Raw genomic sequence first — 12520 nt, 5'->3', positions numbered from 1 at the left:
AAACCGATCCTAAATGGTTGCGGGCGCAACTTTTTGCATGGTTTTGGGGCAGGGAGGGGAGAATTTTTGAGGGTTGGGGGGGTGCCGGAGATCTGCACCTCGACCGATTCCGAGAGAAGGCCTCCGGGACTGCCTGCATTTCTCGAACTGCATTTCCCAGTTTTTTCAGCCTTTCCGAAACGCCATGTCTCTTCCGACGGCCCTCACAGTGCGATAGGTATATCCCGTTGACATATCCTTCAGCGTCACTACAATCGGATATACGCGCAACATATCCCAAGGAGTCCATCGTGGAACAAGGTGCCATCTTCAAAAGCAACCGCAGCCAAGCGGTGCGTCTGCCGAAATCCGTGGCGCTTCCTGACGACGTGAAGCGGGTCGACGTGGTGGCGATCGGCCGCGTTCGTATCCTGACCCCTGCCGGCGAATCCTGGGATAGCTGGTTCGATGGCGAGGGCGTCAGCCCCGATTTCATGTCTACCCGCGGCCAACCCGCCGATCAAGAACGTGAGGGGTTTTGATGCTCAAGTACATGCTCGATACGAACATCTGCATCTTTACCATCAAGAACAAACCCCACGAAGTTCGTGAGGCCTTCAACCGCTGCCATGGCCAACTCTGCATCAGCACGGTGACGTTGATGGAATTGATCTATGGGGCGGAGAAGTCTGCTTCCCCGGAGAAAAATCTGGGTGTGGTCGAGGGCTTTGCGGCCCGTCTGGATGTGCTGGATTACAACTATGAGGCTGCCGCTCATAGCGGCCAACTCAGAGCCGAACTCGCCAAGACGGGCAAATCGATCGGCCCCTACGACCAAATGATTGCCGGTCACGCACGATCTCGGGGCCTGATTCTGGTAACGAATAATCTTCGGGAATTTGACCGGGTAGCCGGTCTACGCGTTGAGGACTGGGTAGCGTGAATATTTTCATCGCCATCGCGCATCTTCGAATCGAATTGATGTGAACGCTTTTGATTGTTGCAACCCGGGTTTATCCGTCCATTCTTGGATGCACCTTGGAGCTGCGTATTCTCCAATACCTCGGCACACAAACCAGCGTTTGATGCATGCAGCGCGGCATCAAGAATCAAGTGCAACGTCGAGTCAATTTGGCAGCGGCCAGCTCGATGTCCAAGGCGTCCAGATTCAGTCGCTCGGCTTGTTCGACATGACAGGCCATCTCCATTCCGCAAGCGTAGATCTGATGCGTGAACCCTTCGGGGCGTCCTGCGCCGTGCATCCGTCCATTCGACAGAGCACAACGAACGGCGTTTACGTTCGACCAGCGTACCGACGCACGAGCGGTTGAACGCACCCTTGCAGTGGGCGCAGTCGCACACACAGGCCACCGCGCTGAACATCGCTGCCGGCTGGCTGTCATTTCACTGAAGTGGGAGAAAACACTGAAGCGGCGAAACCGCTGAATGCCTGACTAGGCTTGGTGCGCCCGGCTGGGATCGAACCAGCAACCCCTGCCTTCGGAGGGCAGTACTCTATCCATTGAGCTACGGGCGCTTCGAGAAACCGCGTCACGACCCCGTAAAACCTGGGTGCAACGCCGGCAAGAGCGAGAGCATACCTTGTTTCCATGACAGCGTCCACCGCGCGCCGGCCGCCTCCCGCGCGGCTTCCGGCTTGCGGGTAAACGCCCGCCGCGCTGCCCCCTTCCGGGTGAAAAAGAGCCGTCTATAATCATTCGAGCTTCCGTCAACAGCCATTCTGCCGCAGCCGGACCCGACCTAATTCCTATTCACGGAGACGAGGCCAGCATGAGCGAAGCGCCCCATCAGCCCCATCACGAAGCGCCCATCAAGACGCCCGGGCAACTGATCGCCGTCATCGTCGCGTCGTTCGCGATTCCGATCGTGATCATCATCCTGCTCGCCACCTACGTCGATCACGCGTTCCGCGTGGGCGCCGGCACCGACGGCCTGTCGGACGCCGCCGTGGCCGCGCGCATCGCGCCGCTCGCCCAGGTGGACGTCAAGGACGCCAACGCACCCCGCACCTACAAGACCGGCGAAGCGATCTACACGGCGGTCTGCGCGGCCTGCCACGCGGCGGGCGCGGCCGGCGCGCCGAAGTTCGGCAACGCGGGCGACTGGGCGCCGCGCATCGCCCAGGGCTACGACACGCTGCTGCACACCGCACTGGCCGGCAAGGGCGCGATGCCCGCACGCGGCGGCACGAACCCCGACGACGTCAGCGATTTCGAGATCGCGCGCGCAGTCGTCTACATGGCGAACAAGGGCGGCGCGACCTTCCCCGAACCGGCCGAGCCGGCAGCCAATGCGACACCGAACGCGGCACCGAACGCGACAGGCGCGCCGGGCGCGGCCTCGGGTGCAACGGCGGCCTCGGGCGCAACCGACGCATCGGCCATCCCCGACGCAGCCGCCGCCGCGAACGCGCAGGCCGCCGCCGCCATGGCCGCGATCGCGGCGCTGCCGAAGCCGGGCGCGGCGCCGGCCGGCGGCGCGGGCGCAGGCAAGGCGCTCTACGAATCGGTGTGCATGGCCTGCCACGCGGCCGGCGTGCTCGGCGCGCCGAAGTTCGGCAACAAGGCAGACTGGGCGCCGCGCCTGAAGGACCCGATGGACACGGTCTACAACTACGCGCTGCACGGCAAGGGCTCGATGCCGCCGAAGGGCGGTTCGAACGCGTCCGACGCGGACGTCAAGGCGGCCGTCGACTACATGGTGGGCGCGGCGAAGTAAGCCAGACCGCGCAGCCCGCCAGACGCCCGCGCAAAAAAATGGCCCGTGTCCGCAATCCGCGGCACGGGCCATTCTCATCGAAACGCGCCGCCAGGCTTACTTCTGCAGCAACGCCTTCAGGCTCGCCAGCCGATCCTTCGGCGTCATCGGCGCTTCCTCGGGCGTGGGCGGCGGCGCTTCGTCGAGCCCCATTTCGACGATGAAGCGCGACTGCTCGCACACCACCGTCTCGCGCGCCCGCTTGCGCTTCTTGCACCAGTTCAGATGCAGGCTGCGCTGCGCACGCGTGATCGCCACGTACATGAGCCGGCGCTCTTCCTCGATGCGCGCGTCGTCGACGGCTTCGTCCTCCGAGTTGCCGCGATGCGGCATCACGCCTTCCTCCACCCCGACCAGGAACACGTGCGGATACTCCAGCCCCTTCGACGCATGCACGGTGGACAGCCGCACCGCGTCGGGGTCGTCCTCCTTGCCTTCGAGCATCGACATCAGCGCGACGGTCTGGATCAGGCCGAGCAGGTTCTTGCCGGTGTCGGCGAGCCCGTCGGCATTATGGAAGCCCTCGGATTCGCCATCGACGGCCTCGGTTTCGGGCTTGGTGCCCTTGCGCTTGAGCCATTCGAGGAATTCGAGCACGTTCTGCCACTTCGATTGCGCCTGGCGCTCGTCGAACGCGTCGTACAGATACGCCTCGTAGTGGATCGCCTCCATCATGTCGTCGAGCACGGTGGTGGCCGGATCGGTATCGGCACGCTCGGTCAGGCGCTGGATGAAGTCGCAGAACATGCGCAGCGGCTCGACCTGCCGCGCCGAAAGCCGCGCCTCGATGCCGCCCATGTACACCGCCTCGAACAGCGACACCTTGGCCTGCCCCGCGAACGAGCCGAGCGCCTCCAGCGTGGTGTTGCCGATGCCGCGGCGCGGCGTGGTGACGGCGCGGATGAACGCCGGATCGTCGTCGGCGTTGGCGATCAGGCGCAGATAGGCGCACAAGTCCTTGATCTCGGCCTTGTCGAAGAACGACTGGCCGCCCGACAGCACGTACGGAATCCGCTCGCGGCGGAGCACCTGCTCGAAGATCCGCGCCTGGAAGTTGCCGCGATACAGGATCGCGTAGTCGCGGAACTGCGTGCGCCGCTCGAACTTGTGCGCCGACAGCCGGAACACCACCGATTCGGCTTCGTGCTCCTCGTCGTTGCACGGCGTGACGGTGATCGTGTCGCCCATGCCGTGCTCGGACCACAGCTTCTTCTCGAACAGCTTCGGGTTGTTGGCGATCACGTTGTTCGCGGCGGTCAGGATCCGCACCGTCGAACGGTAGTTCTGCTCCAGCTTCACGAGGTGCAGCTTCGGGAAATCCTTGCCGAGCTGCGCCAGGTTCTCCAGCGTCGCGCCGCGCCAGCCGTAGATCGCCTGATCGTCGTCGCCCACCGCCGTGAACGCGGCGCGCGGGCCGGCCAGCAGCTTGAGCAGCGTGTACTGGCAGGTGTTGGTGTCCTGGTATTCGTCGATCAGCAGGTAGCGCAGCTTGTTCTGCCAGCGGTCGCGCACCTGCTCGTTGCGGTCGAACAGCTCGGCCGGCAAGCGGATCAGATCGTCGAAATCGACCGCCTGGTACGCGTGCAGCGTGGCCACGTAATTGCGGAACACCAGCGCGGCCTGCTGCTCGTCCTCGTTGGCGGCGATCGCGAGCGCCTGCTCGGGCGTGACGAGGCCGTTCTTCCACAACGAGATGGTGTTCTGGATCTTGCGGATCAGGCCCTTGTCGGTGGTGCCGAGCTGCTCCTGCACCATGCCGAAGCAGTCGTCCGAATCCATGATCGAGAACTGCGGCTTGAGGCCCACGTGCTCGGCCTCCTGGCGCAGGATCTGCACGCCGAGCGAGTGGAACGTGCACACCGTGAGCTGATTCACGGGCACCTTGCGGCCTTCCTTGCCGGGCGTGGTCAGCGTCTTGCCTTCGAGCAGCTTGCCGACGCGCTCGCGCATTTCGGCGGCGGCCTTGTTGGTGAACGTGACGGCCGCGATATGGCGCGGCTCGAACCCCTTGTTCTCGATCAGATGGGCGATCTTCTGGGTGATCACCCGCGTCTTGCCGCTGCCGGCGCCGGCGAGCACGAGACAGGGGCCGTCGAGATAGCGCACCGCTTCGTTTTGAGCGGCATTGAGACCTGCGGACATGGTGACTGGCGGACTGGAGATGCGGATGGCGGCGCCGCCGCCGCGCCTTCGAACAGGGCGCGGTGCGCGCCGCCGGAGGCTGCGCGGATCGGAATACGACGGACGCGGGAGGCCGCATGTTAACACGCCGCCTGCGTGCCGATCGTGACGCCAAAATGGGGCCGGACAACCAATCGGGCGGCCCCTCGCCCGACGCGCAGCCGTGTTCGCGCCCCGCTTCGCCGTGCCACAATAGCCGCTCGTTTGATCTCGCTCGCTGACAGGATTCGCTTATGGCTTCTTTGCTGAAAGTAGGTCTGATGGGTTTCGGTTTCGCCGGCGCGACGTTCCACGCGCCCGTGATCGCGCACAGCGGCCGCACCACGGTCGCGGCGATCGCCACCGGGCAGCCCGAGAAGGCGCGCGCCGCCTACCCGCAGGCGGCCGTGGTGGCCGATTTCGAGGCGCTGCTGGCGCACGCCGACGTCGAATGCGTGGTGATCGCCACGCCGAACGACACCCACTTCGATCTGGCCCGCCGCACGCTGGAAGCGGGCAAGCACGTGGTGGTCGACAAGCCGGTCACGCTGAGTTCGGCCGAGGCGCGCACGCTGGCGCGGCTCGCGGCGGACCGCGGGCTGGTGTTCGCGCCGTTCCACAACCGCCGCTGGGACGGCGATTTCCTCACCGTTCGCCAGCTCGTCGCGAGCGGCGAACTGGGCCGCATCACCTGGTTCGAATCGCACTTCGACCGCTTCCGCCCGCAGATCCGCCAGCGCTGGCGCGAGGACGCGACGCGCGGCGGCGGCCTGCTGTTCGACCTCGGACCGCACCTGATCGACCAGGCGCTGGCGCTGTTCGGCGCGCCGGACACGGTCAACGCGACGGTGCGCGCGCGCCGCGACGGCTCGGAGGCCGCCGACCTGATCCACCTGGTGCTCGGCTATCCGGACAAGGAAGTGGCGCTGCACGCGAGCGCGCTCGCGGCGATCGAGCCGGCGCGCTTCACCGTGCTCGGCACGCGCGGCGGCTATCAGAAGTTCGGGCTGGACACCCAGGAAGATCAACTCAAGGCGGGCCTGACACCCGACGACGTCGAATTCGGCGGCGGCAACCACCCCGGCGTGCTGCATCTGCTCGACGGCGACGTCGAGACGGAACGCCCGGTGCCCACGCTCGACGGCCAGTACGCCGAGTTCTACCGTGCGCTGGCCGCCTCGATCCACGATCGCGCGCCGTTCCCGGTGGCGGCGCAGGATGCCGTCGACGTGATGGCGATCATCGAGCTGGCCGATCGCAGCGAGCGCGAAGGCCGCCGCCTGCCGTTCGTGCGCGAATCGTTCTGACACCGGCGTACGCGCTCGCCGGTACAAACCGTTACAAAAGTCTCGGGAACCCGAACTGACTTAGGCATGGTCTCAATCGTGCTTCAAACGGCCGGCCCCGAGAGGGCCGGCTTCGTTTTCGGCACGCCGCACCCGCATTCGCGCCTCACCGATCCGCCACAAGGAGAACGATTCATGCAACGGTTGATCCGTACGGCCCTCGGCGCCGCCCTCGTCGCCTCGCTGGCCGCGTGCGTGGTCACGCCGCCGCCGAAGCGATGGACGCCGCGTCCGCGCCCCGTTCAACCGGCCCCCGTCCAGCCGACGCTGCCGCCCCCGCCGCAACCGGCGCCGCCGCCGGTGGGCGTCGAGCGCATGAACGACATCCTCGGCCGGATCGACAGCCTCGGCGGCCGCATCGATTCGCGCGTGACGAGCGGCGCCTATCCGCCCCCGCAAGGCCGCGCGCTGCATCGCCGGCTCGACGTGATCCGCCAGGAAGCGAACGACATGAGCGCCCAGCACGGCGGCGGCCTGACCGCCGACGAACAGCGCGTGCTGAACCAGGAACTCGATACGGCCGCGCGCGCGATCGGCGTGTAAGCGGTTGGCGTGGGCGGGTGGGCGCGACGTGCGCCGCCGGTTCCGCGCCGTTCTTTCTCCTTCCCCGTTTCATCTGGCGAGCCGCCATGGCGCGGCCGCTCGCGGTGCGCCGTCGGCTCCGCGCCCGGCTTTCTCCCTCCTCATTTCATCCCGCAAGCCTCCGTGGCGTGGCCTCGCGCGGCGCGCCGCGGCTCCGGGCCCGGCTTTCGCCCTCTTCGCTTTATCCCGCAAGCCGCCATGGCGCGGCCTCGCGCGGTGCGTCGTCGGTTCCGCGCCCGGCTTTCTCCCTCTCCGTTTCATCCTGCAAGCCGCCATGGCGCGGCGCTCCCCGAGCCCGCTCCGCGAGACTTGTTCACCGCTCACCCACCGGTTATCCCAAGGTTTGTCCACCGCAAGCGGGTAGTTGCCCACCGCTTATCCCACGGTTTTCCAGCCCCCTTTCCACAACTTTTTCAGCGCTTTTCCACCTAGTTATCCACCGCCTTATCCCACGATTCGCCCCCGCTTATCCACCCGTTGCCCACCGCTTACCCCCCGCTAATCCCACGATTGTCCAAGTAGTCATCCACACGATTTTCCACAGCCGAACAGCCGGTTACCCCCCGCTATTCCACACCTTGTCCACCGGTTTATCCCCAGCCTCGCCACGCAAGCGTGCGACATCCGCCTGCCGCCAGGCGACATGAATTTGCGCAAATTGACAAGCCGTTGGGCCTCGCGTACATTCGCCGGCACGCGTCGGGAGAGCGCGCAGCAGCCAGCACATCGGCTCGCCGCGCCGCCGAAGGGGCACACCCGCAAACTCTCAGGCAAAAGGACCGACCGCGTCGAAACACCGTGCGCGCCGCCAATGCGGCGCGTCGCGCGTTTCGAACTCTGGAGAGCGGCAGTAGCCCGTGCGAACGCACCGGCAAGCTGCCCACCGAAGGGGCGCGCGCAGGCCGGTCACGGCCGCGCAATCTCTCAGGTACCAAGGACAGAGGGGCTTGGCAAGGATTCACTGGCGTCAATCCGCCCGTGCATCCCGCGAATTGCCAGATCGTTGTCACGCTCGCGCACCCGCGCGGACGGAACCCCGAGGCCCCGATGACCGCACTCAAACACACCCCGCTTCACGCCGCGCATACGGCGCTCAATGCCCGCATGGTCGATTTCGGCGGCTGGGACATGCCCGTGAACTACGGCTCCCAGCTCGACGAGCACCGTGCCGTGCGCACCGATGCGGGCATGTTCGACGTGTCGCACATGTGCGTCGTCGATTTCCGCGGCGAGCGCGTGCGCGCGTTCTTCGAGCACGCCATCGCCAATCACGTCGGCAAGCTGCAAACCCCGGGCAAGGCGCTCTACTCGTGCCTGCTGAACCCGGAAGGCGGCGTGATCGACGACCTGATCGTCTATTACTTCACCGAAAACTTCTTCCGCGTGGTGGTCAATGCCGGCACCGCCGAGAAAGATCTCGACTGGTTCACGCGCCTGAACGCCGACGGCGGCTTCGGCCTCGAGATCACGCCGCGCCGCGAGCTGGCGATCGTCGCCGTGCAAGGCCCGAACGCGCGCGCCAAGGCCTGGGACACGATTCCCGCCGCCCGCGCCGCCACCAGCGAACTGAAGCCGTTCAACGCCGCTCAGGTCGCCGGCACGCCGTTCGGCGACCTCACCGTTGCCCGCACCGGCTACACGGGCGAGGACGGCTTCGAGATCATCGTGCCGGCCAGCCACGTCGAAGCGCTGTGGAACGCATTGATCGCCCAGGGCGTGCGCCCGGCCGGGCTCGGCGCGCGCGACACGCTGCGCCTCGAAGCCGGCATGAACCTCTACGGCCAGGACATGGACGACACCGTCTCGCCGCTCGACGCGGGCCTGGCCTGGACGGTCGACCTCGCCGCCCCGCGCGATTTCGTCGGCCGCGCCGCGCTCGAAGCCAACGGCCAGCGCGCCGCCTTCGTCGGCCTGATCCTGCTGAAGGAAAACGGCAAGGCCGGCGGCGTGCTGCGCGCCCACCAGAAGGTCGTCACCGCGCACGGCGAAGGCGAGATCACGAGCGGCACCTTCTCGCCCACCATGCAGGAATCGATCGCGTTCGCGCGCGTGCCGGCCGGCGTATCGGCAGGCGATGCGGTGCAGGTGCAAATCCGGGACAAAAACCTTCCCGCGCGCGTGGTAAAACTCCCGTTCGTGCGCAACGGCAAGGTGCTGGCCGTCTGACGGCCCCCTCCCGCGCGCACGGCGAACTTCAACGCACAACCCCAATCAGGAGCATCCGATGAGCAACGTCCCGGCCGATCTGAAATACACCGACGAACACGAATGGATCCGCACCGAAGCTGACGGCACGCTGACGGTCGGCATCACCGATCACGCGCAGAGCACGCTCGGCGACATCGTCTTCCTCGAACTCCCGGAAGTCGGCAAGCAGTTCAAGGAAGGCGAGGCAGTCGGCGTCGTCGAATCGGTCAAGGCCGCTTCCGACATCTACTCGCCGGTATCGGGCGAGATCCTCGCCGTCAACGCCGACGTGGTCGACACGCCGGAATCGGTCAACGAAGACGCCTACGAAGCCTGGCTCTTCAAGATCAAGCTCGCCCCCGGCGCCAGCACCGACAAGCTGATCGACGCAGCCGCGTACACCAAGCTGATCGACTAAGCGTTTTACGACCCGCGCGGCGCGCCCGGCTCCGGTGCGCGCCGCCACCCCGCAGGACATGCCATGAAGCTCGACCATCCGGATCACCTGATGAACCGCACGCCCCTCTCGCTCGCCGCGCTCGAAACGCACGACGCGTTCGCCGAACGCCATATCGGCCCCGACGCCGCCAGCCAGCAGGCGATGCTCGACACGCTCGGCTTCGCGTCGCGCGCGGCGCTGATGGATGCGGTGATTCCCGCCGCGATCCGCCGCGACGAAACGCTGCCGCTCGGCCCGTTCACGCAGCCGAAAAGCGAGGCGGAAGCGCTCGCCGCGCTGCGCGAGCTGGCGAATCAGAACCAGGTGTTCCGGACCTTCATCGGCCAGGGCTATTACAACGCGCATACGCCGGCCGTGATCCTGCGTAACGTGCTCGAAAATCCGGCCTGGTACACGGCCTACACGCCGTACCAGCCCGAAATCTCGCAAGGCCGCCTGGAGGCGCTGCTGAACTTCCAGCAAATGGTGACCGACCTCACCGGCCTCGCCATCTCGAATGCCTCGCTGCTCGACGAGGCCACCGCCGCCGCCGAGGCGATGACGCTGCTGCAACGCAACGGCAAGCCGAAGTCGAACCGCTTCTTCGTGGCCGACGACGTGCTGCCGCAAACGCTCGAAGTGATCCGCACGCGCGCCGTGCCGGTCGGCATCGAAATCGTCACCGGCCCGGCCGCGCAAGCCGCCGAGGCCAACGCGTTCGGCGTGCTGCTGCAATACCCGGGCGTGGACGGCGACGTGCGCGACTACCGCGCGCTGACCGAAGCCGTGCACGCAGCCGGCGGCCACGTGGTGGTGGCGGCCGACCTGCTCGCGCTGACGGTGCTGACGCCGCCGGGCGAATGGGGCGCGGATGTCGCCATCGGCAACACCCAGCGCTTCGGCGTGCCGGTCGGCTTCGGCGGCCCGCACGCCGCGTACCTCGCGGTGCGCGACGAATTCAAGCGGCAGATGCCGGGCCGGCTGGTCGGCGTGACCGTCGATGCGCAAGGCAAGCCGGCGATGCGCCTCGCGCTGCAAACGCGCGAGCAGCACATCCGCCGCGAGAAGGCCACCTCCAACGTGTGCACGGCGCAGGCGCTGCTCGCCATCATGGCCAGCTCGTACGCCGTCTATCACGGCCCGCGCGGCCTCAAGACCATCGCGCTGCGCGTGAACCGCATCGCCGGCCTGCTGGCCGCAGGCCTCGGGCAGCTCGGCTTCGCGCTCGTCAACGACACGTTCTTCGACACGCTGACGATCGAAGCCGGCACGCAGGCCGCAGCGCTGCACGACGCCGCGCGCGCCAAGCGCATCAACCTGCGCCGCGCCGGCGAAACGCGCGTCGGCGTGTCGATCGACGAAACCACCACGCGCGCCGACCTGGCCGACCTGCTGGCCGTGTTCGCCACGGTGGCGGGCGCCGCCGCGCCGTCGGTCGAGGAACTCGACGCCGCGCTGCCGGGCGCGCCGGTGCTGCCGGCCGACCTCGAACGCAGCAGCGCCTACCTGACGCACCCGGTGTTCAACCGCCATCATTCGGAAACGGAAATGCTGCGCTACCTGCGCAGCCTGTCGGACAAGGATCTCGCGCTCGACCGCTCGATGATCCCGCTCGGCTCGTGCACGATGAAGCTGAACGCCACCTCGGAAATGCTGCCGGTCACCTGGCCCGAATTCGGCCAGATCCACCCGTTCGCGCCGGAAGATCAAACGGTGGGCTATCGCACCATGATCGCCCAGCTCGAACAGATGCTGGTGGCGGCCACCGGCTACGCAGCCGTGTCGCTGCAGCCGAACGCCGGCTCGCAGGGCGAATACGCGGGCCTGCTGATCATCGACGCGTATCACGCCTCGCGCGGCGAAGGCCATCGCGACGTCTGCCTGATCCCGGCGTCGGCGCACGGCACCAACCCGGCCTCGGCGCACATGGCCGGCATGAAGGTGGTGGTGGTGGCCTGCGACGAGCAGGGCAACGTCGACATCGCCGACCTGAAGGCCAAGGCGGATCAGCACTCCGCCAACCTGGCCGCGATCATGATCACCTACCCGTCCACCCACGGCGTGTTCGAGCAGAACGTGCGCGAGATCTGCGAGATCGTGCACGCGCACGGCGGCCAGGTGTACGTGGACGGCGCCAACATGAACGCGATGGTCGGCCTGACCGCGCCGGGCCAGTTCGGCGGCGACGTGTCGCACCTGAACCTGCACAAGACGTTCTGCATCCCGCACGGCGGCGGCGGCCCGGGCGTCGGCCCGGTGGCGGTCGGCGCGCACCTCGCGAAGTTCCTGCCGAACCAGCGTTCGACCGGCTACACGCGCGACGCCGACGGCATCGGCGCGGTGTCGGCTGCGCCGTATGGCTCGGCCTCGATCCTGCCGATCTCGTGGATGTACATCGCGATGATGGGCGCACGCAACCTGACGGCCGCCACCGAGGTGGCGATCCTCAACGCGAACTACATCGCGCGCCGCCTCGCGCCGCATTACCCGGTGCTGTATTCGGGCCCCGGCGGCCTGGTCGCGCACGAATGCATTCTCGATTTGCGCCCGATCAAGGAATCGAGCGGCATCACGGTGGACGACGTGGCCAAGCGCCTGATGGACTACGGCTTCCACGCGCCGACCATGAGCTTCCCGGTGCCGGGCACGCTGATGGTCGAGCCGACCGAATCGGAATCGCAGGAGGAACTCGACCGCTTCATCGACGCGATGGTGGCGATCCGCGAGGAAATCCGCGCCGTCGAGGAAGGCCGCGCCGATCGCGAGGACAACCCGCTGCGCCACGCGCCGCACACCGCCGCGGTGGTCACCGCGAACGAGTGGAACCACGCCTATTCGCGCGAACAGGCCGCGTTCCCGGTGGCGTCGCTGGCCGCCGGCAGCAAGTACTGGCCGCCGGTCGGCCGCGCCGACAACGTCTACGGCGACCGGAACCTGTTCTGCGCCTGCGTGCCGATGTCCGACTACGCCTGAGCGAACGAGCCAACGCCTGACGCTTCTCTCGCCGCCCGCCATGCGCCGCGCCGCCGCACCTGCCACCGCCCTCGGG

The 12520-nt window shown here is 67.1% G+C and carries 9 protein-coding genes, 1 tRNA gene and 2 riboswitches; of the genes, 8 read left to right on the top strand and 2 right to left on the bottom strand.

The window, feature by feature from the left end; translation table 11 throughout:
* Window positions 1-290: 290 nt before the first annotated feature.
* Window positions 291-521, top strand: coding sequence for a type II toxin-antitoxin system VapB family antitoxin (gene vapB / locus AB4850_RS32910; protein WP_414443565.1), 231 nt, complete (start codon window positions 291-293; stop codon window positions 519-521).
* Window positions 521-922, top strand: coding sequence for a type II toxin-antitoxin system tRNA(fMet)-specific endonuclease VapC (gene vapC, locus AB4850_RS32905; protein ID WP_414443564.1), 402 nt, complete (start codon window positions 521-523; stop codon window positions 920-922). Before vapB ends, vapC begins: the two co-directional genes overlap by 1 nt.
* A gap of 518 nt (window positions 923-1440) precedes the next feature.
* Here vapC and AB4850_RS32900 read toward each other — a convergent pair.
* A tRNA-Arg gene (locus AB4850_RS32900) sits at window positions 1441-1516 on the bottom strand.
* A gap of 254 nt (window positions 1517-1770) precedes the next feature.
* Here AB4850_RS32900 and AB4850_RS32895 point away from each other — a divergent pair.
* Window positions 1771-2718 (top strand): c-type cytochrome, encoded by a 948-nt coding sequence (locus tag AB4850_RS32895; RefSeq protein ID WP_414443563.1) that lies wholly within the window; start codon window positions 1771-1773, stop codon window positions 2716-2718.
* Window positions 2719-2814: 96 nt separating this feature from the next.
* On the opposite strand, the gene AB4850_RS32890 is transcribed toward AB4850_RS32895, so the two are convergent.
* A complete protein-coding gene (locus AB4850_RS32890) occupies window positions 2815-4899 on the bottom strand; it encodes a UvrD-helicase domain-containing protein (protein WP_414443562.1) in 2085 nt (694 codons plus the stop codon).
* 272 nt (window positions 4900-5171) lie between these two features.
* On the opposite strand from AB4850_RS32890, the gene AB4850_RS32885 reads away from it, so the two are divergent.
* The 5 genes from AB4850_RS32885 (at window position 5172) to gcvP (ending at window position 12444) form a co-directional block, all read left to right on the top strand.
* On the top strand, window positions 5172-6224 hold the full coding sequence (locus tag AB4850_RS32885) for an oxidoreductase (RefSeq protein ID WP_414443561.1): 1053 nt from the start codon (window positions 5172-5174) through the stop codon (window positions 6222-6224).
* A gap of 174 nt (window positions 6225-6398) precedes the next feature.
* Window positions 6399-6806 carry a hypothetical protein gene (locus AB4850_RS32880; protein WP_414443560.1) on the top strand — a complete coding sequence of 136 codons (408 nt, stop codon included), beginning with the start codon at window positions 6399-6401 and terminating at the stop codon, window positions 6804-6806.
* A gap of 729 nt (window positions 6807-7535) precedes the next feature.
* Window positions 7536-7638: riboswitch (glycine riboswitch) on the top strand.
* Between the two features lie 34 nt (window positions 7639-7672).
* Window positions 7673-7796: riboswitch (glycine riboswitch) on the top strand.
* Window positions 7797-7892: 96 nt separating this feature from the next.
* Complete coding sequence (gcvT, locus tag AB4850_RS32875) at window positions 7893-9011, top strand: glycine cleavage system aminomethyltransferase GcvT (RefSeq protein WP_414443559.1); 1119 nt, start codon at window positions 7893-7895, stop codon at window positions 9009-9011.
* Between the two features lie 58 nt (window positions 9012-9069).
* Window positions 9070-9450: a glycine cleavage system protein GcvH gene (gene gcvH / locus AB4850_RS32870; protein ID WP_414443558.1), complete on the top strand. Its 381-nt coding sequence runs from the start codon at window positions 9070-9072 to the stop codon at window positions 9448-9450.
* Between the two features lie 63 nt (window positions 9451-9513).
* Entirely contained in the window at window positions 9514-12444 is a 2931-nt protein-coding gene (gene gcvP / locus AB4850_RS32865; protein WP_414443557.1) for an aminomethyl-transferring glycine dehydrogenase, read from the top strand.
* Window positions 12445-12520 lie beyond the last annotated feature (76 nt).

This window comes from Burkholderia sp. 22PA0106, from assembly GCF_047497155.1.
Lineage (GTDB): Bacteria > Pseudomonadota > Gammaproteobacteria > Burkholderiales > Burkholderiaceae > Burkholderia.
The sequence above is the reverse complement of the archived record's forward strand: the minus strand, read 5'-3'. Positions and strand labels throughout refer to the sequence as shown.

Coding starts and splice junctions, on each gene's coding strand:
- vapC (WP_414443564.1), top strand. CDS start 521: ATGCTCAAGTACATGCTCGATACGAACATCTGCATCTTTACCATCAAG.
- AB4850_RS32895 (WP_414443563.1), top strand. CDS start 1,771: ATGAGCGAAGCGCCCCATCAGCCCCATCACGAAGCGCCCATCAAGACG.
- AB4850_RS32890 (WP_414443562.1), bottom strand. CDS start 4,899: ATGTCCGCAGGTCTCAATGCCGCTCAAAACGAAGCGGTGCGCTATCTC.
- AB4850_RS32885 (WP_414443561.1), top strand. CDS start 5,172: ATGGCTTCTTTGCTGAAAGTAGGTCTGATGGGTTTCGGTTTCGCCGGC.
- AB4850_RS32880 (WP_414443560.1), top strand. CDS start 6,399: ATGCAACGGTTGATCCGTACGGCCCTCGGCGCCGCCCTCGTCGCCTCG.
- gcvT (WP_414443559.1), top strand. CDS start 7,893: ATGACCGCACTCAAACACACCCCGCTTCACGCCGCGCATACGGCGCTC.
- gcvH (WP_414443558.1), top strand. CDS start 9,070: ATGAGCAACGTCCCGGCCGATCTGAAATACACCGACGAACACGAATGG.
- gcvP (WP_414443557.1), top strand. CDS start 9,514: ATGAAGCTCGACCATCCGGATCACCTGATGAACCGCACGCCCCTCTCG.